This is a genomic window from Vibrio sp. SCSIO 43132, assembly GCF_019904195.1.
GTDB classification, from domain to species: domain Bacteria; phylum Pseudomonadota; class Gammaproteobacteria; order Enterobacterales; family Vibrionaceae; genus Vibrio; species Vibrio nigripulchritudo.
In genome coordinates, this window is record NZ_CP063199.1 from 355044 (window position 1) to 377264 (window position 22221).

At 49.6% G+C, this 22221-nt stretch carries 30 protein-coding genes, 1 tRNA gene and 1 rRNA gene; 31 read left to right on the forward strand and 1 reads right to left on the reverse strand.

Annotated features, from left to right (window positions below; translation table 11 throughout):
- Position 1 precedes the first annotated feature (1 nt).
- The 22 genes from INR79_RS01580 (at position 2) to INR79_RS01680 (ending at position 11277) form a co-directional block, all read left to right on the forward strand.
- Positions 2–178, forward strand: a complete 177-nt coding sequence (locus INR79_RS01580) for a hypothetical protein (RefSeq protein ID WP_223095748.1) — start codon at positions 2–4, stop codon at positions 176–178.
- The gene (locus INR79_RS01585; RefSeq protein WP_223095750.1) at positions 175–363 is read left to right on the forward strand and encodes a hypothetical protein; all 189 of its coding nucleotides are present in this window, start codon (positions 175–177) and stop codon (positions 361–363) included. The genes INR79_RS01580 and INR79_RS01585 overlap by 4 nt, the downstream gene beginning before the upstream one ends.
- Complete coding sequence (locus INR79_RS01590) at positions 360–557, forward strand: hypothetical protein (protein ID WP_223095752.1); 198 nt, start codon at positions 360–362, stop codon at positions 555–557. The genes INR79_RS01585 and INR79_RS01590 overlap by 4 nt, the downstream gene beginning before the upstream one ends.
- Complete coding sequence (locus INR79_RS01595; RefSeq protein WP_223095754.1) at positions 557–2392, forward strand: replication endonuclease; 1836 nt, start codon at positions 557–559, stop codon at positions 2390–2392. The genes INR79_RS01590 and INR79_RS01595 overlap by 1 nt, the downstream gene beginning before the upstream one ends.
- A 14-nt stretch (positions 2393–2406) precedes the next feature.
- Positions 2407–2736, forward strand: coding sequence for a hypothetical protein (locus INR79_RS01600; protein ID WP_045961377.1), 330 nt, complete (start codon positions 2407–2409; stop codon positions 2734–2736).
- Between the two features lie 205 nt (positions 2737–2941).
- The gene (locus INR79_RS28095; RefSeq protein ID WP_262415368.1) at positions 2942–3250 is read left to right on the forward strand and encodes a hypothetical protein; all 309 of its coding nucleotides are present in this window, start codon (positions 2942–2944) and stop codon (positions 3248–3250) included.
- A complete protein-coding gene (locus INR79_RS01610; protein ID WP_223095758.1) occupies positions 3237–3692 on the forward strand; it encodes a hypothetical protein in 456 nt (151 codons plus the stop codon). The genes INR79_RS28095 and INR79_RS01610 overlap by 14 nt, the downstream gene beginning before the upstream one ends.
- Complete coding sequence (locus INR79_RS01615; RefSeq protein ID WP_223095760.1) at positions 3667–4425, forward strand: hypothetical protein; 759 nt, start codon at positions 3667–3669, stop codon at positions 4423–4425. The genes INR79_RS01610 and INR79_RS01615 overlap by 26 nt, the downstream gene beginning before the upstream one ends.
- Before the next feature lie 164 nt (positions 4426–4589).
- The gene (locus INR79_RS28100; RefSeq protein WP_262415369.1) at positions 4590–4718 is read left to right on the forward strand and encodes a hypothetical protein; all 129 of its coding nucleotides are present in this window, start codon (positions 4590–4592) and stop codon (positions 4716–4718) included.
- Positions 4719–4727: 9 nt separating this feature from the next.
- A complete protein-coding gene (locus INR79_RS01620; RefSeq protein WP_223095762.1) occupies positions 4728–5615 on the forward strand; it encodes a major capsid protein P2 in 888 nt (295 codons plus the stop codon).
- Positions 5616–5624: 9 nt separating this feature from the next.
- A complete protein-coding gene (locus INR79_RS01625; RefSeq protein ID WP_045961382.1) occupies positions 5625–5891 on the forward strand; it encodes a hypothetical protein in 267 nt (88 codons plus the stop codon).
- Positions 5892–5900: 9 nt separating this feature from the next.
- Positions 5901–6110 carry a hypothetical protein gene (locus INR79_RS01630; RefSeq protein ID WP_223095764.1) on the forward strand — a complete coding sequence of 70 codons (210 nt, stop codon included), beginning with the start codon at positions 5901–5903 and terminating at the stop codon, positions 6108–6110.
- Positions 6107–6328, forward strand: coding sequence for a hypothetical protein (locus INR79_RS01635; RefSeq protein WP_155400566.1), 222 nt, complete (start codon positions 6107–6109; stop codon positions 6326–6328). Before INR79_RS01630 ends, INR79_RS01635 begins: the two co-directional genes overlap by 4 nt.
- Before the next feature lie 9 nt (positions 6329–6337).
- On the forward strand, positions 6338–7249 hold the full coding sequence (locus INR79_RS01640; RefSeq protein WP_223095766.1) for a hypothetical protein: 912 nt from the start codon (positions 6338–6340) through the stop codon (positions 7247–7249).
- Positions 7250–7252: 3 nt separating this feature from the next.
- The gene (locus tag INR79_RS01645) at positions 7253–7954 is read left to right on the forward strand and encodes a hypothetical protein (protein ID WP_045961386.1); all 702 of its coding nucleotides are present in this window, start codon (positions 7253–7255) and stop codon (positions 7952–7954) included.
- Positions 7951–8868, forward strand: a complete 918-nt coding sequence (locus INR79_RS01650) for a hypothetical protein (RefSeq protein WP_223095768.1) — start codon at positions 7951–7953, stop codon at positions 8866–8868. Before INR79_RS01645 ends, INR79_RS01650 begins: the two co-directional genes overlap by 4 nt.
- Before the next feature lie 4 nt (positions 8869–8872).
- Positions 8873–9079 carry a hypothetical protein gene (locus INR79_RS01655; RefSeq protein WP_045961388.1) on the forward strand — a complete coding sequence of 69 codons (207 nt, stop codon included), beginning with the start codon at positions 8873–8875 and terminating at the stop codon, positions 9077–9079.
- Complete coding sequence (locus tag INR79_RS01660) at positions 9069–9536, forward strand: structural protein P5 (protein ID WP_262415370.1); 468 nt, start codon at positions 9069–9071, stop codon at positions 9534–9536. The genes INR79_RS01655 and INR79_RS01660 overlap by 11 nt, the downstream gene beginning before the upstream one ends.
- Positions 9536–9940, forward strand: coding sequence for a hypothetical protein (locus tag INR79_RS01665; protein WP_262415371.1), 405 nt, complete (start codon positions 9536–9538; stop codon positions 9938–9940). The genes INR79_RS01660 and INR79_RS01665 overlap by 1 nt, the downstream gene beginning before the upstream one ends.
- Entirely contained in the window at positions 9937–10128 is a 192-nt protein-coding gene (locus INR79_RS01670; protein WP_223095770.1) for a hypothetical protein, read from the forward strand. The genes INR79_RS01665 and INR79_RS01670 overlap by 4 nt, the downstream gene beginning before the upstream one ends.
- A 325-nt stretch (positions 10129–10453) precedes the next feature.
- The gene (locus INR79_RS01675; RefSeq protein ID WP_223095772.1) at positions 10454–10780 is read left to right on the forward strand and encodes a hypothetical protein; all 327 of its coding nucleotides are present in this window, start codon (positions 10454–10456) and stop codon (positions 10778–10780) included.
- Positions 10777–11277, forward strand: coding sequence for a hypothetical protein (locus INR79_RS01680; RefSeq protein WP_223095774.1), 501 nt, complete (start codon positions 10777–10779; stop codon positions 11275–11277). The genes INR79_RS01675 and INR79_RS01680 overlap by 4 nt, the downstream gene beginning before the upstream one ends.
- Positions 11278–11485: 208 nt before the next feature.
- Here the strand turns inward: INR79_RS01680 and INR79_RS01685 are convergent, their stop codons facing one another.
- Positions 11486–12547, reverse strand: coding sequence for a site-specific integrase (locus INR79_RS01685; protein WP_223095776.1), 1062 nt, complete (start codon positions 12545–12547; stop codon positions 11486–11488).
- A 109-nt stretch (positions 12548–12656) separates the two neighbouring features.
- Between INR79_RS01685 and dusA the strand changes: the two genes are divergently transcribed.
- The 9 genes from dusA (at position 12657) to INR79_RS01730 (ending at position 21943) form a co-directional block, all read left to right on the forward strand.
- Positions 12657–13658 carry a tRNA dihydrouridine(20/20a) synthase DusA gene (gene dusA, locus INR79_RS01690; RefSeq protein ID WP_223096936.1) on the forward strand — a complete coding sequence of 334 codons (1002 nt, stop codon included), beginning with the start codon at positions 12657–12659 and terminating at the stop codon, positions 13656–13658.
- A 180-nt stretch (positions 13659–13838) separates the two neighbouring features.
- Positions 13839–14048, forward strand: a complete 210-nt coding sequence (pspG, locus tag INR79_RS01695; protein WP_004405230.1) for an envelope stress response protein PspG — start codon at positions 13839–13841, stop codon at positions 14046–14048.
- 94 nt (positions 14049–14142) lie between these two features.
- Positions 14143–14808 carry a TIGR04219 family outer membrane beta-barrel protein gene (locus tag INR79_RS01700; protein WP_223095778.1) on the forward strand — a complete coding sequence of 222 codons (666 nt, stop codon included), beginning with the start codon at positions 14143–14145 and terminating at the stop codon, positions 14806–14808.
- A 139-nt stretch (positions 14809–14947) separates the two neighbouring features.
- A complete protein-coding gene (locus INR79_RS01705) occupies positions 14948–15178 on the forward strand; it encodes a hypothetical protein (protein WP_004405228.1) in 231 nt (76 codons plus the stop codon).
- Positions 15179–15300: 122 nt separating this feature from the next.
- Complete coding sequence (locus INR79_RS01710; RefSeq protein ID WP_022591792.1) at positions 15301–17124, forward strand: assimilatory sulfite reductase (NADPH) flavoprotein subunit; 1824 nt, start codon at positions 15301–15303, stop codon at positions 17122–17124.
- Positions 17124–18842 (forward strand): assimilatory sulfite reductase (NADPH) hemoprotein subunit, encoded by a 1719-nt coding sequence (gene cysI, locus INR79_RS01715; RefSeq protein ID WP_004405225.1) that lies wholly within the window; start codon positions 17124–17126, stop codon positions 18840–18842. The genes INR79_RS01710 and cysI overlap by 1 nt, the downstream gene beginning before the upstream one ends.
- Positions 18835–19614, forward strand: a complete 780-nt coding sequence (locus tag INR79_RS01720) for a phosphoadenylyl-sulfate reductase (RefSeq protein WP_022593866.1) — start codon at positions 18835–18837, stop codon at positions 19612–19614. The genes cysI and INR79_RS01720 overlap by 8 nt, the downstream gene beginning before the upstream one ends.
- 613 nt (positions 19615–20227) lie before the next feature.
- Positions 20228–21779 (forward strand): 16S ribosomal RNA (locus INR79_RS01725).
- An 88-nt stretch (positions 21780–21867) separates the two neighbouring features.
- Positions 21868–21943: transfer RNA gene (locus INR79_RS01730), tRNA-Glu, on the forward strand.
- The last annotated feature ends 278 nt before the right edge of the window (positions 21944–22221 follow it).

The following is a 22221-nucleotide window of genomic DNA, read 5'->3' on the forward strand; positions in this document are numbered from 1 at the left end:
GATGCCAACGACAAAAGGACTCGAAACACTAGAACGCTTAAAGGCGGAACATTTCCCAAAAGGGTTTCGTTCAAAGCGCCAAGGCGGCAAAGATTACCGCTTTAGCCGCAAAGGTCAGGCGGAGTTTAAGCGCGCTGCCCAACTTCAAGCCATCAAACACCGTGAGGTGATTTCATGAGTATTGACGCTTTGGGACTGTTCTTGGTTGGCATGTTCTGTTTCTTCATGGGCAGAGATTACAACCCGAGAGCGTTTAAATTTACGCTCAAAGATACAGGCGTGATGATGCTGGCGGTTTGGGCAACCATTGGGTGCATGGGTTTTATTTTCGATTGGATCCATGTGGGAGGTGTTCAGCCATGAGCACCTACATCAAAGTGCATTCCATTGGTCAATGTAAGCAATGCGCCAGTGATTCCGCTTTCTGTGAATCGACCTTGGACGATGAGCCGCAATACTTTGTTGTGTGTGACGATTGCGGTTTTGAAGGGGAAGAGTGCATCAGCGCCCCTGCTGCCATTGACGCATGGAATCGCTCATGCGGTGAGGTTGGTTAATGCAAACCGTCTTTTCCCGCAAATTCATGCCGCGTTTACCTCGCATTGTTCAAGACGATGTGAGGTTTCAAGTGTCTTGCCGAAAGCGCCGCACCAACGCCACCCAAGAAAACATAGAGCGTTTCACTAACGACGCGGTGAAACATGGGCTCAAGTGGTCAAAGTACATTGAAGACAAATACCACTTTGTGGATGAGCGCACCCACGCACCGGACAAGCCGCGCTTTCACAGCAGTGCGCGCACCTCGGTCGAGCTCAGTCACAGCGTGCTGATGTGTGATGAAGCGCTGGAGCATCTCGCCTCTAACCTCACCGAAATGTTTACCCGTCAAATCCAGATGATTGAACTGGGAGACGAGGAGTGCAGTTATCTGGAGGCGCTGCAAACCGCATTCAGAGGCATCTGCGCTGACATGCGCCGCGTCTACCTCAAGCCGCCCGCCATCAAGAAAAAACACGACACGATTGAAGACGCCGAGCGCGAGTTAGAACGCGCCATTCGCCGTTGTCTGGACATCAATTATCTGGTGCGCAAATTCAAGTTTCTGCGCACCCAATACATCGAGTATTCACAAATTGCTTTGGGGCGCGTCGGCGGTCGCAAAGGTCAGCGCCAGTACGTATCCGCGCGCACCTTTGCTCGCTGGGAAAAGAAGCAAATCGAAGTAGAGCAATTTGTGAATGCCATGGCGGTGATGAGCGACGACACCGGGCAGGTGTTCGACCTTGCCGAAGTGGTCAAGCGCACCACCGCCAACCCGGAAAACCGCCGCATTGAACTGGTGGTGCGAAGCCGGGGCGATGAAGAGCGTGCCATTGATTTGGGTTATGAAGGGGTGTTTGTCAACTGGACACTGCCGAGTAAGTACCACCGCAATTCAGACAGGTGGAACGGCTGCACCCCAAAGGAAGCGCACGAAGTGCTGATGGACAAATGGAAGCTGGCGCGCGCTTGGTTTAAGAAGCCCAAGATTGATATTCAGTGGTTTGGTCTGCGCGTGGCAGAGCCACACAAGGACGGCACGCCTCACGCTCATATGTTTTTGTATGTCCGCCCCGACCAAAAGCAAGCCCTGATTGACATTATTGAGGGCATTGCCATCGACGAAGACAAAGACGAGCTCTTTGTGAATGGCAAGCTCGACATCACGCCGCGCATCACCATTAAAGATTGCGACCCGTCCAAAGGCACGGCGACAGGCTACATCATCAAATACATTTCCAAGAACATCAACGGCGCACACATGCCGGAAACCGAAGCGGAAAAACTGGCGATGTCTGCCACTGCTTGGGCGCGTACCCACCGCATTAAGCAGTTTTCGCAATCGGGCTCGCCCTCGGTGGGGTTGTGGCGTCAATTGCGCCGCGCCAATGCCATGGACACCGCCTTTGATGACGAGCTCGACGCGCTGCGAGACCACGCCGATAACTCTCGCTGGAAAGGCTTTTGCGAACTGGGCTTCAAAGCCAAGCTCGCTTACGAAGACAAATTCAACCAGTACGGTGACCAAGTGAAACGGGTCATTGGTATCAACTGGCTCGGCACCATCATCGAAACGTGCAGCGAACAATTCAGCCTCGTGAAAAAGAAAGACGTGAATCGCCGCGCTCTGGCTCTTTCAAAGGGCGGAGCCCTTCCTTGGAGCACTGAAAATAAGTGTAACCAAGAGGCTGAAAAGCCGATTTCACCCTTAGAGCAGGCATTGATGGACGCGACCGGATGGAGCGTTAAAGGGGTGCAATGCCTGATCAAGCCACTTTCTCTCGGGGCCAGCGTCCCCATCGACAAATACACCCGTTTCCAATTGCGAAACGGACGACTCTCAACCACCTGATAACGGACAACACCATGAAAACACTTTCTCTTACCGAATGCCGCCGCGACCTTGAAGCACTGGAGGCGGCGGAGGTACTGACCTCAAACCTGAAAGGCGAAATCGAACGCTTTCGCAAGATGGACATGAAAGGGCTGATGAAACAAGCCATGCCGATGCTGATGAGCGGCAACCTGTCGCTGGAAGCCTTGGGACTGCCCAGCAATTTCTTTGAACAGCTTGAGCAGTTAGAGCGCATCAATGGCGTGGCGCGCGGCAAGCTAAGAGCGCGCATTGTTGCCGACCAGCACGAACTGGAAAGCATCGAAGAGGCGCACACCACTGAGGGGACACTGAATGCCTAAATACGACAACCCGATACGGGGAAAACTGCGCTGCCCGGTCTGCCATTCGGTGGCGACCGCGCACCAGTGCGGGGAAGGTCAGCTCATTGCGACCGGAGAGCCGCCCAAAAACAGCCGCAACATTGGTTTGCTTTACTACCGCTGCCCCGAATGTGGGAACAGCCCGATCAGCAAAAAGGTGAGTGAATACGTGGAGACCCATCGAGTGGACGAATCAACCGAACTGTTACCACTGGAAGCCGCGCCGGAGCAGGTGCGCCAGTTTGACGAGATAACCGAACCGGACACACCGACCGTAACCGAATCTGCGGGCGAGCTTGAAGCCAGTCAGGACGCGGCTTTAAACCGAGACGTCACCGATACCCCACCGCCTAAACCGAGTGGGGGCTTTCCCGTTAAGCGCGTACTGGCGGGGCTTGGGGTGCTGATGTTCATCGTCTGGGTACTGTTTCAGCTCAAACCCAAGCGCGAGCCACACACCGACATCCAAGGGGGTGAGCATGAGCCAACCTGATGGCGTCTTGCTGGACGCGCCTAACGGCGGCGATGACTGGGGCGATTTCTCCAGCGTCATCCGCCAGTTTGAGCAGGAAGAGAATCCCGCTTCAAGCGAACTGACCGAGCCACAAAGCGCCGCGCCCGAGGTGGACAAAACCGAAGCCGGGGCGGCGCTGGCAGAAACCGCACTGGTGGTGATTGAGCAGATAACCAGCTTTGCCACCGGGCTGGAATTTGAATTCGATGCTAAAGGGCGGGCGTCGGTCGCGGCGGCGGTGGGTCCGGTGCTCAATAAACACGACGGCGTGGTGGCGGGCTTAATGGGGCGCTACCTCGAAGAGGGCACGCTGATTCTCGCTATCATCGGTCTGATGTACACCGCCCGATTCAACCTACAGAAGCTCAAAGCCGAAAAAGCCAAAGAGGAACACCGTGAAAGCGCCGCTCAATCTGCCTAATCCCATCAACTCCAACCCGTCACACGATGCCGAGCACACCATCTACGTGGCGGGGACTGGTGGCGGGAAAACCTCCGCCGTGAAACACTTGGGTCTGGTGCCCAAAGCCTCACAGGCGGTGTTTTTCGACCCGTACCGCAATTACACGGGCTCAAAATTTCAGGGGCAAATGTGCCACGGCACTTCATCGCGTGCCGCCTTTTTGAAATCGCTGGTGCTGGCGCGCCGCCGCCGCGGCTCGTTTAAGCTGGCGTACAACCCAACTGGCGGGGCAACCTACGACGAGTTGGAGTTTTTCTCGTCGGTGGTGTGGGCGCTCGGCAATGGCAACGCGCCGCAACTCTTTGTGGTGATTGAAGAGCTGGCGTCGTGCGTGGAAACCGTCGGCAAACTCAAAGGGCGCGCCGGGGAGCTGCTGCGCGGGGGACGTCAGTATGGTCTGGTGGTGCACACCGTGTTTCAGCGCGGTCAGGAAGTGCCGAAAACCGTCACCGAGCAATCGAGCGTCTGGTGGATGGGAGCGGTCAACACCAAATCGGACGCCCAGTGGCTCGCCGACAAGCGCGGTTTGGATTTCAACATCATTGCCGGGCTCAAATCCGCCAAAGTCAACAAAAAGTGCATCGGCAAACCCATTGCCGAATACGTGCTGGCGCGTGATGGCATTGGCAACCTAGAGCACCGCGCGTTTCACTGCGTGACGGGCAAAAAACTCCCCCTCGACTACCGATAACCCCCCCAATGTAACCTATAGGTTAGCCGCTTAACCTATAGGTTACCCCCGCTTTTTTCTTTGCGATTTCCTTTCTATCGTTTGCCCCTCGAAACCCTGACAAGCAAGGGCTTTCTATGCACACCCTGTTTTTTAATTTGTTTATTTCCAAAGGAATATCCGCTATGCCGAAACTATCCAAAGCGCAATGGACAACCGTCATCGTTGCTGTGGTGATTGTCCTGCTTCTGATGTGGTCAATGAACAACGTCAGCGCTGTCAAAGACGTCGCTCGCAAAGCCAAAATCAAATAAGGGGGCGCTATGAACGAACAACACGCAAATGCGGTGGTGAACAAAATCAAAGGCGCGTTCACCCCAACCCCTAAAGAGCTCGATCCGTTTCGCGCCATCCAGTACGGCAAGCACGCCATCTTGGATTTAAAGGATTTGGTGGCGTACGCCGCCATTGAAATCAAAACCGACCTGCCACTGGCGCGCCTTGGTCGCGTCTCGCTGGAGCGCAACGGCTCCGAGCTGATTGGCTGGGACGCCAAGCTGTTTCACGTTCGCGATGAATACCTTGAACTGCCTGTGCAGAAAAAGGGCGTGGACAGTGCCACCCACACCCGCCTTGTGCTGGATTTCTCCGACGAGACGCTGCGCACCCTAACGGGCATTCGCCGCGGCGAGCTGGTGCATCTGGCCGGTGAACAGTTGGTGCTGAAAGTGGCGATTAAGCAAAAGCACGCCACCGACCCAAACACCCCGGAGTTTACGGCGCGCGCTCGCGTTTTGCCGTATCAGTCGGTGCGTTTTTTCCAGCAGCGTCTGACTGAGGTGGTGATTGACCACACCCTGGCAGGCGAGCAAAAGCACACTTTCCCATTGCAGGGCGGCAACGTGCGTTTGCGCCGCATGTTCTTAGAAACCGAGAACAACGACATCACCAAAGTGGAAATCCGCCGCGACAATACGCCCATTTACGAAATCAACGTGGACGACTTGAACTTCGATTTGAAGCGCTTCCATGACAAGCACGTCACGGATGACTACGTGATTGTGGACTTCATTTCTGGCGGGTGGGCAGCCGAACAGGCGTTTGTGCCGATTGCGGCGAGCAGCTTACAGCTTGTGGTGACCAAGCGCACCGCGGGCAACATCAATGTGCACTTGGACTATCTGGACATTGAACGCCAAGTCTCAATGTAAGGGGGCACTATGGGTGAAAACGAAAGCCTCGGTGAATTTGGCTGGGACATCCTCAGCCTCGCCGCCGACACCTATGTGGAAGTCGAAAAAGCCAAAGCGGGCGGCGTGGTGAACCAAGTCACCAACGACAACAACACGCTGCAAGACCAGCTCAAGACACAAAAGGCGCTCGCTCAGGCAAGCGCCAGCAAAAAAGACGAGCAGACCAAGCTGTTTTTGTATGGCGGTCTGGGGCTCTTGGTGCTGATTGTGTTGCTGGTTGTGCTGATGAAGTAAGGAGAGGACATGTTACCGCTAATTATTGCCGGGGTGGCGGCCGCCGGAGCGGCGTGGGGTGCCACGACCTACACCGCGGAAAACGTCGCCGAAGCCGCCGCCACTGAGGTGGTGGTGGGGAAAGTCACCAATCAATCGTCCCCGTCATGGTTCCAGTCGTATGGCGTGGTGATTGTGGTGGTGCTGCTCTTCATTGCGTGGCGTCGGGGGTGGTTATGATGCCGCCACCTGTGCCGGGCAGCCCTATCCCAAGTTTGCCTGAGCTCGGCAGTCTGGGCATTCAGTCCAGCTCGTCGGCGTCCAATGGCCCGTTTTCAGGCGGCGGCGCGCATCTGGGGCGCGTCACCTTTGACAACCGCCGCGGCAACTCGGGCATGAATTACGCCCTGATTGGGGTGGTGCTGGTCATGATTATCTTGCTGTTCAAATTCAAATAGGGGGTCGGTATGGGACTGTTTGGCGGAGGCAACTCCAGTTCGAGTCAGGTCAACAACACGACCACAACCAGCACCAACATCAACAACGTGTTGGATGGTGGCGTTTTTGATTTTGCCGAAAGGGTCACCGATGAGGCGTTTGACTCACTCAATGACACCACGCGGGCATTGCTCGACAGCAGCGAAACCAACACCGCGCGGGCGCTCGATACGGTCGATGACTTGGGCGATAGGGCGTTTGATTTCAGCGAATCGGCGCTCGATGCCGTCAACCTCAACGCCGAGCGGGCGGTGGACAGTGCCAGCGAAGCGCTGGAGCGGATAGCCGATTTGTCGGAGCAGGCGGGCAGCAACGCCACCCAGAGTATTGGGGACGCGCTGGCGTTTGCCACCCAAAACAGCGATGAGGCGTTTGACGTCATTAGTCAGACTACCGCTGACGCGCTGGAAAACGGCAACGAGCTCACCACCACGGCGCTGGCGACCAATGAACGACTGTTAGAGCAGGCGCTGAGCGGGCAACGGGACGCCACCGACGCCAATCAAGCTCTGTCACTGGAAGCGCTCAGGCTCAATGCCGAGAGCGCAAAGCAGTACAGCGACACCAATCAGGCATTGATTGAACGCTCGCTTAACTCCAGTGATAAGGCGCTGGACGTGGCGCTGGCGTACGGGGGCAATCTGTCGCGCGAATCGATTGACGCGCTCAAAGCGCAAAACAACGCCTCGCTCAATTCACTCAGTGAATTGCAGGCGACCAGCGCCAGCAATGAGTTTCGACTGCTTGAGGGCATCACCAGTCTGGTGAAATCCAATAACACCAATGGGCAGTCAGATTTGATTGACGCCAACAAAGACACCTATCTGATGTTGTCGGGTGTGGTGGTGCTGTTGGTCATCGTTTTTATGTTTAAGGGGTAAGCCATGCGTATTGAACGCCAGTTAGACGAACATCAACGCATCACGGTGGACGCGGCAGGCACCTCCCTGTATCTGGAAAAAGGGGAGTCGGTCGAAGTGACGACCGTGCCCACCGGGCGCGTGTATCAGTTGCGTGAGCGTGACCAAATTACCCTGCCCGACGGGGAGAGCTTCACCGCGCTCAACATCACCAATCTGGGCAGAAAGGGCGAGCTGTCACTGGTGCACGTCCATGGCATCTATCAGCCCTCGATTGACGGCTCGAAGCTGGAAATTGAATCCAGTCTCACGGTGAAAGATGTTCTGGTGGAGTTTTTGGGGCGTCAGCCTGTGGCGCTTCCTTCTGATCAGCACGTGAACGCCAGTGTGGACAATCTGCCCGAAGTGCAAAAGGTCGAGCTCACCAACCCCGCGCCGCCGCCGGACATTCAAAAGGTCAATGTGGTGGCGCAAAGTCGCGCCGATTTGACGCTGGTGCCCTTTGATGCCATGACCCAAAGCGGCACCATCACCGGGAACACGCGCCGCGAAGAGCTCATCATTCGCGCTGCCGATGCCAACCCGTCCACCATCTGGATTGGGGGTTTTGAAAACAAAGGCTACCCACTGCGGGCAGGGGAAGGCTGGGTATTGTCCAACGGGGCAAAACTCGACGTGCTCATTCCCACGGACTGTGTGCTTTACGTAACGGAGGTGACCGCATGAGCAGTATCATCCCACCCCCTGTCAAAATCGAATTTCCGGAGCAGGTGGCGCTCAGCAGTGCCATTGATGGCAACCGTACCAGTGTCGCCGCCACTGAAAAAGGCGTGGGGGACGCGTATCGCGCGTTAACCAGTGCCGATGATGTGCTCAATGACCAAATCACCTACGCCAGAAAGCTGGTTGGGCGCACTGCCGTGGTCACCAAAGCCGACGCCATCGCCGAGGCAAACGCCTTTACCGAAACCAAGTTTGATGAACTGCTCGGCCAGGGTACGACCGCCGCGCTCGATACCATTGTCGAGCTGGCGCGGGCGTACCAGCAAAACGCCGACTACATCGCCGCGATTCAGAGCGCCATCAGCCAGAAGCTTGGCAAAAGCGAAAAAGCCGCAAACACCGCGCTGTTTGATGGCAAAACGTTTGAAGACGTGATTGCCGAGGCGCGAGCCGGACTCTCGCCCAATACGCACCGCGGCATCACCAGCAGTCTGGCCAATGGCAGTACGTCCATCTCTCTGTCGGCGCGAGGGGGACGGGATTTAAAGAACTCGTTAAATAGCTTAACGCAGGATGTCACCAACAAAGACACCGCGCTGCGCAATGAGCTTGCCCGTATCGAGCAAAAAGCGGACGACGCCGAAGCCAACCGCGTTTACAAAGGCGCGGACGCCAATCAGACCGTTTTTCCCATTGGTCATACGCTGTCAGCGTCGCTTGCAGGCAATCAGCTCATTGCCGTGAACAAGCTGGTGACGCTTAAGAATATGCAGGGGTCGAACTGGCCCTATCGCTACGATGACAGTTTGCCTTCCGTGCTGTCTTTGGTCGGCACATGGGCATTTCGCGGCGTGACAGGCAAAGCCAACACCGGAGGCGGTGAGCTGCTTTATGGATTGTTTCAACGCGTGAGGTAACACAATGAAAGTGACCAATTTTCCACAGTGGGCAGATCCTGACCACACGATTTTGATTTTTCAAATGACCGAAGACAACGAAACCGTGTTTGATTTCGTTGCCTGCGCCAATGACTGCGAAACGCACGGCAGAGCGCTGTTTGCTCGCGCCAAAGCGGGCGAGTTTGGCGACATCCTGCCCTTTGATGAGGGTGAGGACAATGACGCTTAAATTTGCCTTGCCCGTCGTTCTGATTCTTTTATTTGGGGGAGCCCTTACCATGACCACAACGCCACGCGGTATCCGCAACAACAACCCGCTCAATATTGAGTACAACAAAAACAACCAGTGGACAGGGCAAACGGGCGTCGAACTGCTCGGGCGCTTTGCCACCTTTTCGCACATGAAATACGGCATTCGTGCAGGTGCCAAGCTCATCAAAAACTACATGACCCGATACGGCTTAATCACCGTGTTCGACATCATCAACCGATGGGCACCCGACCACGAGAACCCGACGAATGTTTACGCCGATACTGTCGCGGCAAGAATGGGCGTGGAAGTGCGCCAACCGTTAACCCATGCTCACATACCCGATCTTGTCTACGAAATGATTAAGTTTGAATGCGGGGTGTACGTTGACCGCGCTCTAGTGATGGAAGGTAGCCGACTTGCGGGGATAGTGTGATGGCGTTCCCGCTGCTTGGGGTTGTTTCCCTGATTGGCGATTTCTTCCAAGGACGGAGGGAAGAGCGCCAGCAACACGCTGAAATCAAACGTGAGCTTCACAGCAAGCGCCTTGAAGGTATCCGGCAGGGCAATATAAGCGCCAGTGACCTCGATGCCCTCAGCGTGAAAACGCGTGGCTGGAAAGATGAGTATTTATTGATTCTGACCACCATCCCCGTGTTGCTCTGCTTCATTCCTGACTACGCCCAATACGCCTACGCGGGTTTTGATGCATTGGAAAAGGTGCCGGACTATTACTGGTATCTGTTGGCGGGGATTTACATTGATACCTTTGGGTTTAGGCGGATGCTCAGAAACACATTCGAGAAATGGATAGAGAAAAAGTTAAGTGGGAAACTATGACGGACATCTTACCAATAATTGCGGATTTAGGGCTCAAGCCTACCGAGTTGCTGATTTTGTTTATGCTCTGGCAAAACATCAAGAACACGCGAAACATTCTAGACAGACTGGTGGAAAAAGTGGGTAAGCTTGAACTTAGGTTGTACTCAGACCGGAATGTAGGCTTAAAAACACATGATGAAAAATGATGTCACTCGAAAGGTAGTTAATGACGATTTACTCATGGGGTAGTGTTCGGACAAACTGTATATGTCTCGATTATGTTTTTTGTGATAACTGTAAAGGAGATAAAGAAGGAGCCGAAAGGCTCATTCTTGCTATTTAAAATCGGTAAGTATTTTCACGATATCCTTAATTCTAACTCTTATATGCCCATGCGACCTGAAGTCGTAGGAAGTCGCCAATTCTTTGATTAATAAGCGTCATACCTCTTGAATATGATACAAGTCTAGTAATTGTTCCAACAATGAAATTATAATCTATTGTTCTGAACGAATATAAGTAAGGTTGAATATGGCACCAATGAACAGAGCTGAAAGAGCAAAGTCATACTTTGATAGACTTTTGGCATCTTCCAATCCTAAAGCTGAACTGGAAAGAATATTTCGAGACATAGATAGTTTAGTTTACGCATCTTCTGAAAAGCCTCTTGATGACGCGGAAAAAATCCGAATTATCGAAGAGTTAGAGCGTCTGATAAAACAATTACCGTATCCAATTTATGAGAATCGCTCCCAGACAGATCTAGACTATTTTCAGAAAAGTGATACGACAGCTTCGGACAACAGCGACATTCTGGATGTCATCAGTGCAATGAAACGAAGCAAAGGTGGAAAATGAGTTTAGAACTATCTGACGTCATTGCATTTGGAAGCCTGTTAGTATCAATTGGAGCTGCGTACTTTGCTAAGACCTCAAGTAAGGCTGCAAATAAAATATCTAAAGAAAACCTAGATTTACAAAATGGTATGGTAGAGCTAGAAATGAGACAAGCTATTGAAAATGCAAAGTCGAAAGTCAGCGAGATATCAGTTTTAATGGCTCCTCTAGTTGCAAGAGAGGAAAATGGGCAAGATTTTAGTGCTGAGGACGCTAAAACATTGGAGATCTATCGGAAAAACTTCGATGCTGCTGTTCAAGCTTTGATGAATACATACGATGATGCTTGTTCCAAATACATAGATGGTAAGGTCGACAAAGTTAGATTTAAGAAGAACTATCGATTCGAGATACGAAATTTATTGGAAAATAAAGAGCTTAAAGGATACTTTGATTCTTTGACTTCGCGATACAAGCCAATAATTAATGTTTACACCGAATGGGAAAATATGGAGTAATAGGTATCTCAAGCGTACAAGGTTTTAAGATACTCTCCCTTATCTGAACTGATGTTACTAAGTCATGTTGGTTAACACATTTCTGCCCAAAACACGTTACGCAAATGAATGTTTGTTTTTATGTGGTCAATAACGGGTCATAAAATAAGTGAAAATTTTATTTTATAGTTACTTATTTCTATAACTAAGGCTCCGATTGGAGCCTTTACTATTTGTTGTGAAGTTTGTGAGGGAATAGCTGAGTGTATACTTGCCAGAGTATGTTCAAGTTTCGATGCCCTGTAACTTGAGCTACCTCCTCAATCGAATAGCCTTTTTCAAACAGCCTACTTGCTCCCTCTCTTCTTAAATCGTGATAGCGCAAATCCTCAATTCCAAGTGCATTTCTAACCCTTTGAAATCCTGCTGTAACACTACGTGAGTTATATGGGAAAATCAGAGCGCCGTCTTTTGGTTGTCTCATTGCAATATCAAATGATTCTGCGAGTAACGGAACAATCATATGATTTCCTTGCTTCTTTCTTGGGTCTTTTCGGTCACGAACTAGAACGGTTTTGTGTTCTTTGTTGATATCTTCCCAACGCAAACTACACACCTCACCAATGCGCATGCAGGTCAAAATACTGAAATCCAATATGTCTATAAACGGGATGCGAATCTTGCCGTTAGAGCGGTATTCTTGACGAGCTCTTAACCCTTCCTTGAGTTTTGCTAATTCTGCATCGGTAGGGCGTCGTGTACGCTTTTCGCTTTTGCCTATCAACCCCATGTCTATTAATACGGGAACCGCTTCCTCAAATACAGAAAAATTGGCGCTGATATCGAATACAGGACTCGCTTTCTTCATCACAGAACGAAGGTAAGCAATATCATGATAAATAGTGACGGGTTTTGCTCCTGCTCCCTTACGGTTTCTACAGTGCTCTATGATGTCGCTAGATTTTAGTCTGTTGCTCTCAATATTGGCTATGTCACAGTCTCGCAGCATGCGGATCACATATTGTTTTGTGCGACCTGTTCTATCCCATAAATCCCTGTCATTCATGTACATATCCAGTAGTACGTATAACGGTACGGATTTTTGAACTTCTGGCGTGGTTGACTCAAGCTCACCAACCCTTTTTAGTGCATAGGTTCTAGCGAGTTCTTTTTTCCTGAATGTTTTGGATTCTCTATGTATAATCGCCGAATTCTTTTTAACGATGATGTCTGCTGTAAAGCGAAATTCTCCGCTTTTTAGCTGGCGTTTTTTTATGCTAAATGATGCCATTGTCCTACTCTTTTGATGCGTACTATATACGTACTGATAAGAGAAATCGGGAGCAATTCTAGCAAACTAGTGTATATTTATACAGTATCCAGATTTGTAGTAAACCATGATGAAACCTGAAAACTCCAGTAAATACGACCCTTGCCGCTTTTCCGTTGCACCCATGCTCGACTGGACTGATAGACACTGCCGCTACTTCCACCGCTTAATGTCTGATAATGCATTGTTGTATACCGAGATGGTTACAACGGGGGCGATCATTCATGGCAAAGGCGATTTCTTGGCGTACAGCGAAGAAGAACACTCTGTAGCATTGCAGCTTGGTGGCTCTAACCCAGCGGATTTAGCCACTTGCGCCAAACTGGCACAGGAACGTGGTTATGATGAGATTAACCTGAACGTAGGCTGCCCATCTGATCGTGTTCAAAACGGTCGCTTCGGTGCCTGCCTGATGGCAGAGCCAGATTTAGTTGCCGAATGCGTTGCGGCAATGCGCGAAGTGGTGGATGTGCCTGTTACTGTAAAGACACGTATCGGTATTGATGATCAGGATTCTTATGAGTTTCTGACGGATTTCGTTTCCATCGTGTCTGAAAAGGGTGGCTGTGAGCAGTTTACTATTCATGCACGTAAAGCTTGGCTCAGTGGTCTTAGCCCAAAAGAAAACCGAGAGATCCCGCCACTGGATTACCCTCGCGCTTATCAAATCAAGAAAGATTTTCCAAACCTGACCATTGCAATCAATGGTGGTATTAAAACTCTGGAAGAAGCCAAAGAGCATTTACAGCATCTGGATGGTGTCATGATTGGGCGCGAAGCGTATCAAAGCCCTTATATTCTGGCATCTGTCGATCAAGAGCTTTTCGGATCCGATAAACCAATCAAAAAACGCTCTGATATCGTTCGCGCTATGTACCCTTACATTGAGAAAGAGCTGTCTAAAGGAACTTACCTGGGGCATATGACTCGCCATATGTTAGGGCTGTTCCAAAGTATGCCGGGTGCTCGGCAGTGGCGTCGCTACATCAGTGAGAACGCGCACAAGAAAGGATCTGGCTTAGAAGTAGTCGAAACCGCTTTAGCTAAAATTCCATCGGAACTGGGTGTGTAAAAATCGCTACCAGTTGGTGTATTTTGCCAAGCAGAATAATTGGAACCCTGAGGCTTAACCTTAGGGTTTCTTTTTATTTGCTTGTTATAAAAAGAAAAAATGCCATTTTTTAAAAGTTGGTCTGCTTCCTGCAATAGCTAAGACATACAGTTGAAAGTGAAATGCAAAGAGAGGCAAACAATGATTGAACTGCTATTTGTGTTGGTATTTCTGGGTGTGTTGTTTTTTACCGGCGTCACCTTAGTGTCGATTTTTGCGGCGGGTGCAGTAGCGTTCGCAGTGATGTTGGTTCTCGGAATGGTAGGCATGGTATTTAAGTTACTGCCTTGGTTGATCGTTCTGGCGGTTGCCTGGTGGTTCTTCCGAAATAAAGTCTACTGCCCACGTTAATTTTGGGTTAGCGCTGTACAAGATGGCTTTTCGTGCAGTGCAAGTATGATAGTATCCCCACTGTGTTCACGTTTGACGGGTGGGGTTTCCTTCAATGAAAAATCGCGTTTTTGCGGCTTTATTCTCCTCTTCTATAGCTTTATGTACGTTCCCTGGTTTTGCTGAGTCTGGCTTTGAAGTAACAGCCATAGCAGACGCATGGGTAGCAAAAACTGATTACAAGCATGATGCCGATGTGATTCTTTCCAGTGACAGAGATACTAAGTTCACAGGTTCATTAGCATTGAAACACGACATCTCTTACGTGCCAGATTTCCGTATTCGTTTTAGCCCTGTCGAGATGGAATACATCAGTTTCAATAAAACGGACTTCACCTTTTATTACGATCTGATTGAGCATGAACTGCTGCATTTCGATGCGGGTCTAACACTGTCTCAATATTCCAGTGGTGTTTACTCCAACCCTGTCGACCCGACTCAGGATTTCAGCAAATTGCTGTTTAGCTGGTATGCCAATGCCGCCATTACAGTTCCAGATACCAACTTAGATATTATTGGTGAATTCGATTTCGGGAACAGCGATGGCGACAAAACAGCCGATGTGACCGCAGGTATGCGCTATCGATTCGAATTTGATAAAGCAGACGTTGCTATTCGCGCCGGCTACCGAGTGATGGACTATCGCTTCAACTTATTCTCAGGTCCGAGTGACACTTATCTAACGCACGGTGCATTTGTCGGTCTGGAAGTCGACTTTTAAAATCGGTCTCTCATATTGAAACTAGAAGGCATATTGATATTAATTGATATGCCTTTTTGTTATTTGTATTAACATTGTATTTGCAATTCGATGGTTTTCCGTCATTCTTAATAACATACTTGTTAGCAAGGATTGACAGATGACGATTTCTGAATTGCGAAGCCTGTATCAAGATAACCAGCTGGTTGAAGCGATTATCGAACCCTCCATTCAAGAAGGCACCTGGATTGTGGAATTTCGCCACGCCCGGGGAGGCTTTATACTCCTTACAGATTCTCATGGTGAAGAGTGTCATTACATCGACTTAGATAAAGCATCCAAGTCTGCTTTGGCGGTTGGATTTCGCCAAGTTCGCATTGAAGAGTACTGAACTCTTACCTCCTGACCCGTTTCTTACTTCCAAAAAGTTATAAAACATGCTCATCTATTCTTTTTTATTATTAGAGGGAGTGGTTAATCTATCATCACGCAATGAATAGGGATGTCGTGACCATGTTACTTAAGGAACTTTCCGCCCTCGCAAGCCCACTTAATGATCAGCAAATAGGTCAATTACAACAAGCTATTTCTGAACTATCTCCACAGCAGTTAGCGTGGGTAAGTGGTTATTTCTGGGGTATAAGTCAAAATCAGACGGCTGGTGCTGCAGCGCCAATTAATCAAGCCGCCGCAACAGTTGCCGCAAAACCTGCGGGCAAACTAAGCATCATTTTCGCCTCTCAAACGGGTAACGCAAAAGGCGTTGCTGAAGCGCTGAAAGAAGAAGCGCAAGCAGAAGGAATTGCAGTAGAGCTATTCGACGCAAGTGATTACAAAGGTAAGAACTTAGCAAAAGAAACCCACGTTATCGTGGTAGCGTCTACAAACGGCGAGGGTGAGCCGCCAGATAACGCGATGGAACTTCACGAGTTCCTTCAATCGAAAAAAGCACCGAAACTGCCTAACCTGCAATATGGTGTCATTGGTTTGGGTGATTCAAGCTACGAGTTTTTCTGTCAAACCGCTAAAGACTTCGATGAGTATCTGTCTAAGTTGGGCGCAACGTCGTTTATCGAACGCCTGGACTGTGATGTTGATTATGAAGAACCAGCAGCAGATTGGCGTAAGAGCGCATTAGAAAAAGCCAAAGATATGCTTTCTGCAGGTGCAGAAGCAGAAGTGGTTCAGCTTCATGCTGCGGGTCAGCCAGCCGCTGCGCACAGCCAATACACCAAACAGAAACCGTACACAGCAACGCTCTTGGCTAGCCAGAAAATCACGGGTCGTGATTCTGGTAAAGACGTTCGTCATATTGAAATTGATCTTGATGAGTCTGGTATTACTTACCAACCTGGCGATGCATTAGGTGTCTGGTACGAAAACAGCGCTGAACTGGTCGATGCCATTCTTGAAAAAGCTGGGCTATCGGGCATTGAAACAATAGAAGTAGATGGCGAAAGCCTGTCTATTCGTACGGCGCTAATCAGCAAGTATGAAATCACGACTTCAAATCCTCAGCTAGTTACGAAATACGCAGAACTGTCTGGCAGTAAAAAGCTTGAAAAGCTGGTTGCAGATAAAGACAAGCTCCGTGAATACGCGGGTAATACTCAGGTTGTTGATGTTCTTGGTGAGAAGAAAACTAAGCTTTCAGCGGAAGAGCTAGTGGGTATCTTGCGTCGTCTGACACCTCGTTTGTACTCCATCGCATCTGCTCAAAGCGAGGTAGATGAAGAAGTACACCTGACGGTAGGTGTTGTGGAATACGATGTTGGTGAAGAGACTCGTTACGGCGGAGCTTCCAGCTTCCTTTCTCACCGCTTAGAAGAAGGCGGTGAAGTAAAAGTGTTTGTTGAGAACAACAACAACTTTAAGCTACCACAAGACGACAACACACCAGTAATAATGATTGGTCCAGGCACTGGTATTGCACCTTTCCGCAGCTTTATTCAAGAGCGTGATAACCGTGATGCGGAAGGCAAAAACTGGCTGTTCTTTGGTGATCGCACATTCACACAAGATTTCTTATACCAGGTCGAATGGCAGAAATACCTCAAGTCGGGCATTTTGACTCAGCTTGATGTGGCATTCAGCCGTGACCAGCAAGAGAAAGTCTACGTACAACACCGAATCCTGGAGCATGCAGAGCAAGTATGGCAATGGATTCAGGATGGTGCCTACATCTACGTATGTGGTGATGCAACGCGCATGGCGAAAGACGTGAACGATGCACTTATCACAGTGGCTCAAGATCAGGGCGGTTTAAGTCAAGAGAAAGCCGAAGAGTTCGTTAACGATCTTCGTAAAGCTAAACGTTATCAAAGGGACGTGTACTAATGAGCGATAAGAATCTACTGGGTACAGAGCTTGGCCCATTATCTGACAACGAGCGCTTGAAGGGTGAGAGTGATTTCCTTCGAGGTACAATTACCGAAGATCTTAGCGGCAAAACAACCGGTGGCTTCACTGCGGATAACTTCCAGCTTATCCGTTTCCACGGAATGTATCAGCAGGACGACCGCGATATTCGTGCAGAGCGTGCGAAGCAGAAGCTAGAACCTTTGCATAACGTGATGTTACGCGCTCGTATGCCTGGCGGTATCATCAAGCCTGAACAGTGGCTTGCCATTGACAGGTTTGCTGATGAAAGCACCATGTACGGAAGTGTTCGTCTGACAACGCGTCAAACCTTCCAGTTTCACGGTGTATTGAAGCCAAACATCAAATTGATGCACCAGACTCTGCATAAATACGGCATCGACTCCATCGCGACTGCGGGTGACGTAAACCGAAACGTACTGTGTACGTCCAACCCTGTAGAATCTGAACTGCACCAGCAGGCTTACGACTGGGCAACCAAAATTTCTGAGCACCTACTGCCAAAGACCAAAGCATATGCCGAGATCTGGCTAGACGGCGAGAAAATTGAAGGGCACCGAGACGAAGAGCCGATTCTGGGTAATAACTATCTGCCTCGTAAGTTCAAAACAACAGTGGTTATTCCACCGCAAAACGACGTCGATGTGCATGCTAACGACCTAAACTTCGTAGCAATTGAGAAAGATGGTCAGTTAGTAGGCTTTAACGTCCTTGTGGGTGGTGGTCTGGCTATGACCCATGGTGACACCTCTACTTATGCACGTCGTGCGGATGATTTCGGATTCGTTTCCCTAGACAAAACGCTTGATGTCGCTGCCGCAGTAGTCACAACTCAGCGAGACTGGGGTAACCGTTCTAATCGTAAGAATGCGAAAACAAAGTACACGCTTGATCGTGTAGGTATTGACGTTTTCAAAGCGGAAGTTGAAAAACGAGCCGGAGTGAAGTTTGAAGAGAGTCGTCCATACGAATTCACTGACCGAGGCGATCGCATTGGTTGGACAGAAGGTGTAGATGGCAAATACCACCTGGCAATCTTTATTGAAAATGGTCGTCTACTCGACTACCCAGGTAAACCACTGAAAACCGGTATGGCAGAAATCGCGAAGATCCACAAAGGCGATTTCCGTATGACCGCAAACCAGAACCTAATTGTCGCTGGTGTTCCAAAGAGCCAGAAAGCGAAGATCGAAAAGATTGCTCGTGAACACGGTCTAATGGACGACAGTGTGAGTGAGCAGCGCAAAAGCTCAATGGCATGTGTGGCATTCCCAACGTGTCCATTGGCGATGGCAGAAGCAGAACGTTTCCTTCCAGAGTTTGTCACCGACGTAGAAGACATTCTGGAAAAGCACGGTCTGCCAGAAGATGAAAACATCATCTTACGTGTGACAGGTTGTCCTAACGGATGTGGTCGCGCCATGCTTGCGGAAATCGGTCTGGTTGGTAAAGCTCCGGGTCGATATAACTTACACTTAGGCGGTAACCGTGCAGGGACTCGTATTCCTAAGATGTATAAAGAGAACATTACCGACGCTCAAATCCTAGAAGAGATCGATCAGTTAGTCGGTCGCTGGGCGAAAGAGCGTAACGAAGGCGAATGCTTCGGTGACTTCACGATCCGTGCGGGCATTATAGAAGAAGTCTTCGTATCCAAGAGGGATTTGCATGCCTGATACTACAGCAACTAAGAAACCACAGCTTTCTGAGTTACTGTCCATGACCAAGGCGGAGCAGTCGCTGCGCCTTGCGGAACTGAATGGCTACTTAGAAACACTAACAGCACAAGAGAGAGTGGCTTGGGCGATTGAGCATCTGGAAGGCAATTATGTAGTTTCATCCAGTTTCGGAATCCAAGCCGCTGTAATGCTTCATCTTGTTTCACAGGTAAAGCCAGATGTACCAGTGATTCTGACTGATACCGGTTACTTGTTTCCAGAAACATACCGCTTTATTGATGAATTGACAGAAAAGCTTAACCTCAACCTACAAATCTTCCGAGCAGAGAGCAGCCCTAACTGGCAGGAAGCTCGCTACGGAAAATTGTGGGAACAAGGTGTTGAAGGTATAGAGAAGTACAACAAGATAAACAAAGTGGAACCCATGCGTCGTGCCTTTAACGAATTAAAGGTAGGGACCTGGTTCTCTGGTTTACGCCGTGAACAGTCAAGTTCGCGAGCCAATCTTCCTATCTTAGCGATTCAAAATGGCGTATTTAAGTTCTTACCTGTGATCGACTGGACAAATAAAGACGTCCACTATTACCTCAAAGAGAACGACCTGCCTTACCACCCACTTTGGGACGAAGGCTACCTATCAGTAGGTGATACTCACACTACTCGTAAATGGGAACCTGGTATGAGCGAAGAAGAAACACGCTTCTTTGGACTCAAACGTGAATGTGGTCTCCATGAAGATGAAGGAGAGAGCGACGGCTCAGGAATCTAAATTCCACCTTTATATAGACGTATTGAAAGCTGCTTAGGCAGCTTTTCTTTTTTCAGTCTAAATAGAGCTGAACGTTTTTTGTACCAAAATGAATAACTTTGTGGATAACATGTGTTAAGTCTGGGGCAAAATATGGATAAATAAGGCGTTTAGAAAAGATTTGAAGAAAAAGGCGTTTTTTTCGGTTTTTTTCTAAAAAAGGCTTGCCAATGTGATTCGTGTCTCTATAATGCCGCCTCACTGACACGGCAGACGCCACAAGGCTTCAGCTGAATCAGAGAGGTGAAAAACTTCTGAGAAAATAAATTTGAAAAAGTGTTTGACTCTTCAAATTATCTCGCTAGAATGCACCTCCGCTTTGAGAGAAAAACTTCTCGAAAAGCCAAGTTCTTTAACAATATAGACCTATCAATCTGTGTGGGCACTCGTTGATGATAATCCAAATAGATACTTCGGTATCGATTTAGGTTTCAATGAACTGAGTGACCATTCGAATTGGGAAGCAGCCTTGAGCTGTTTTGTTTTACTTTTCAAAAGTGAAAACCAATAAGAGCACAGTCAATTCAACATTACTATGTAATGTAATCAGTATTCATTGAGCCGACCAAATCTTAAATTGAAGAGTTTGATCATGGCTCAGATTGAACGCTGGCGGCAGGCCTAACACATGCAAGTCGAGCGGAAACGAGTTGTCTGAACCTTCGGGGAACGACAACGGCGTCGAGCGGCGGACGGGTGAGTAATGCCTGGGAAATTGCCCTGATGTGGGGGATAACCATTGGAAACGATGGCTAATACCGCATAATAGCTTCGGCTCAAAGAGGGGGACCTTCGGGCCTCTCGCGTCAGGATATGCCCAGGTGGGATTAGCTAGTTGGTGAGGTAAAGGCTCACCAAGGCGACGATCCCTAGCTGGTCTGAGAGGATGATCAGCCACACTGGAACTGAGACACGGTCCAGACTCCTACGGGAGGCAGCAGTGGGGAATATTGCACAATGGGCGCAAGCCTGATGCAGCCATGCCGCGTGTGTGAAGAAGGCCTTCGGGTTGTAAAGCACTTTCAGCAGTGAGGAAGGGTGTGTATTTAATAGATGCACATTTTGACGTTAGCTGCAGAAGAAGCACCGGCTAACTCCGTGCCAGCAGCCGCGGTAATACGGAGGGTGCGAGCGTTAATCGGAATTACTGGGCGTAAAGCGCATGCAGGTGGTTTGTTAAGTCAGATGTGAAAGCCCGGGGCTCAACCTCGGAACTGCATTTGAAACTGGCAGGCTAGAGTACTGTAGAGGGGGGTAGAATTTCAGGTGTAGCGGTGAAATGCGTAGAGATCTGAAGGAATACCGGTGGCGAAGGCGGCCCCCTGGACAGATACTGACACTCAGATGCGAAAGCGTGGGGAGCAAACAGGATTAGATACCCTGGTAGTCCACGCCGTAAACGATGTCTACTTGGAGGTTGTGGCCTTGAGCCGTGGCTTTCGGAGCTAACGCGTTAAGTAGACCGCCTGGGGAGTACGGTCGCAAGATTAAAACTCAAATGAATTGACGGGGGCCCGCACAAGCGGTGGAGCATGTGGTTTAATTCGATGCAACGCGAAGAACCTTACCTACTCTTGACATCCATAGAACTTAGCAGAGATGCTTTGGTGCCTTCGGGAACTATGAGACAGGTGCTGCATGGCTGTCGTCAGCTCGTGTTGTGAAATGTTGGGTTAAGTCCCGCAACGAGCGCAACCCTTATCCTTGTTTGCCAGCACTTCGGGTGGGAACTCCAGGGAGACTGCCGGTGATAAACCGGAGGAAGGTGGGGACGACGTCAAGTCATCATGGCCCTTACGAGTAGGGCTACACACGTGCTACAATGGCGCATACAGAGGGCGGCCAACTTGCGAGAGTGAGCGAATCCCAAAAAGTGCGTCGTAGTCCGGATTGGAGTCTGCAACTCGACTCCATGAAGTCGGAATCGCTAGTAATCGTGGATCAGAATGCCACGGTGAATACGTTCCCGGGCCTTGTACACACCGCCCGTCACACCATGGGAGTGGGCTGCAAAAGAAGCAGGTAGTTTAACCTTCGGGAGGACGCTTGCCACTTTGTGGTTCATGACTGGGGTGAAGTCGTAACAAGGTAGCCCTAGGGGAACCTGGGGCTGGATCACCTCCTTATACGATGATTATTGCGATGAGTGTTCACACAGATTGGTACGGTTTATAACGTAAGAGAGCAGAGTGTTCCCAAACACTCACAACTAGTGTCCCGTTCGTCTAGAGGCCTAGGACACCGCCCTTTCACGGCGGTAACAGGGGTTCGACTCCCCTACGGGATACCATCTTTAAGCGCATTTCTTTTGAAACAGAAAGACTTAAGTGCCTTTAAAAATGGTTACTTCCTTACGAAGTGATTCGCTCTTTAACAATTTGGAAAGCTGACGAATAACAACAATCCCCTTATCTACGGATAAGCGTTGTTATTCAAATTAAAAGTTCTCAAATCCTAAAACTGTGTTTTAGGTACCAACACACATTCAAGTGTTCTTGGAAACATCCATAGGATGTTTATATTTGAGTCCGGCAAAATCGAATGTCTCTCGCTCATTCAATAATGAGA

Excerpts from the sequence above, each read along its gene's own strand:
- INR79_RS01580 (WP_223095748.1), top strand. The coding sequence starts at position 2 with ATGCCAACGACAAAAGGACTCGAAACACTAGAACGCTTAAAGGCGGAA.
- INR79_RS01585 (WP_223095750.1), top strand. The coding sequence starts at position 175 with ATGAGTATTGACGCTTTGGGACTGTTCTTGGTTGGCATGTTCTGTTTC.
- INR79_RS01590 (WP_223095752.1), top strand. The coding sequence starts at position 360 with ATGAGCACCTACATCAAAGTGCATTCCATTGGTCAATGTAAGCAATGC.
- INR79_RS01595 (WP_223095754.1), top strand. The coding sequence starts at position 557 with ATGCAAACCGTCTTTTCCCGCAAATTCATGCCGCGTTTACCTCGCATT.
- INR79_RS01600 (WP_045961377.1), top strand. The coding sequence starts at position 2,407 with ATGAAAACACTTTCTCTTACCGAATGCCGCCGCGACCTTGAAGCACTG.
- INR79_RS01610 (WP_223095758.1), top strand. The coding sequence starts at position 3,237 with ATGAGCCAACCTGATGGCGTCTTGCTGGACGCGCCTAACGGCGGCGAT.
- INR79_RS28100 (WP_262415369.1), top strand. The coding sequence starts at position 4,590 with ATGCCGAAACTATCCAAAGCGCAATGGACAACCGTCATCGTTGCTGTG.
- INR79_RS01620 (WP_223095762.1), top strand. The coding sequence starts at position 4,728 with ATGAACGAACAACACGCAAATGCGGTGGTGAACAAAATCAAAGGCGCG.
- INR79_RS01625 (WP_045961382.1), top strand. The coding sequence starts at position 5,625 with ATGGGTGAAAACGAAAGCCTCGGTGAATTTGGCTGGGACATCCTCAGC.
- INR79_RS01630 (WP_223095764.1), top strand. The coding sequence starts at position 5,901 with ATGTTACCGCTAATTATTGCCGGGGTGGCGGCCGCCGGAGCGGCGTGG.
- INR79_RS01635 (WP_155400566.1), top strand. The coding sequence starts at position 6,107 with ATGATGCCGCCACCTGTGCCGGGCAGCCCTATCCCAAGTTTGCCTGAG.
- INR79_RS01640 (WP_223095766.1), top strand. The coding sequence starts at position 6,338 with ATGGGACTGTTTGGCGGAGGCAACTCCAGTTCGAGTCAGGTCAACAAC.
- INR79_RS01645 (WP_045961386.1), top strand. The coding sequence starts at position 7,253 with ATGCGTATTGAACGCCAGTTAGACGAACATCAACGCATCACGGTGGAC.
- INR79_RS01650 (WP_223095768.1), top strand. The coding sequence starts at position 7,951 with ATGAGCAGTATCATCCCACCCCCTGTCAAAATCGAATTTCCGGAGCAG.
- INR79_RS01655 (WP_045961388.1), top strand. The coding sequence starts at position 8,873 with ATGAAAGTGACCAATTTTCCACAGTGGGCAGATCCTGACCACACGATT.
- INR79_RS01660 (WP_262415370.1), top strand. The coding sequence starts at position 9,069 with ATGACGCTTAAATTTGCCTTGCCCGTCGTTCTGATTCTTTTATTTGGG.
- INR79_RS01665 (WP_262415371.1), top strand. The coding sequence starts at position 9,536 with ATGGCGTTCCCGCTGCTTGGGGTTGTTTCCCTGATTGGCGATTTCTTC.
- INR79_RS01670 (WP_223095770.1), top strand. The coding sequence starts at position 9,937 with ATGACGGACATCTTACCAATAATTGCGGATTTAGGGCTCAAGCCTACC.
- INR79_RS01675 (WP_223095772.1), top strand. The coding sequence starts at position 10,454 with ATGGCACCAATGAACAGAGCTGAAAGAGCAAAGTCATACTTTGATAGA.
- INR79_RS01680 (WP_223095774.1), top strand. The coding sequence starts at position 10,777 with ATGAGTTTAGAACTATCTGACGTCATTGCATTTGGAAGCCTGTTAGTA.
- INR79_RS01685 (WP_223095776.1), bottom strand. The coding sequence starts at position 12,547 with ATGGCATCATTTAGCATAAAAAAACGCCAGCTAAAAAGCGGAGAATTT.
- dusA (WP_223096936.1), top strand. The coding sequence starts at position 12,657 with ATGAAACCTGAAAACTCCAGTAAATACGACCCTTGCCGCTTTTCCGTT.
- pspG (WP_004405230.1), top strand. The coding sequence starts at position 13,839 with ATGATTGAACTGCTATTTGTGTTGGTATTTCTGGGTGTGTTGTTTTTT.
- INR79_RS01700 (WP_223095778.1), top strand. The coding sequence starts at position 14,143 with ATGAAAAATCGCGTTTTTGCGGCTTTATTCTCCTCTTCTATAGCTTTA.
- INR79_RS01705 (WP_004405228.1), top strand. The coding sequence starts at position 14,948 with ATGACGATTTCTGAATTGCGAAGCCTGTATCAAGATAACCAGCTGGTT.
- INR79_RS01710 (WP_022591792.1), top strand. The coding sequence starts at position 15,301 with ATGTTACTTAAGGAACTTTCCGCCCTCGCAAGCCCACTTAATGATCAG.
- cysI (WP_004405225.1), top strand. The coding sequence starts at position 17,124 with ATGAGCGATAAGAATCTACTGGGTACAGAGCTTGGCCCATTATCTGAC.
- INR79_RS01720 (WP_022593866.1), top strand. The coding sequence starts at position 18,835 with ATGCCTGATACTACAGCAACTAAGAAACCACAGCTTTCTGAGTTACTG.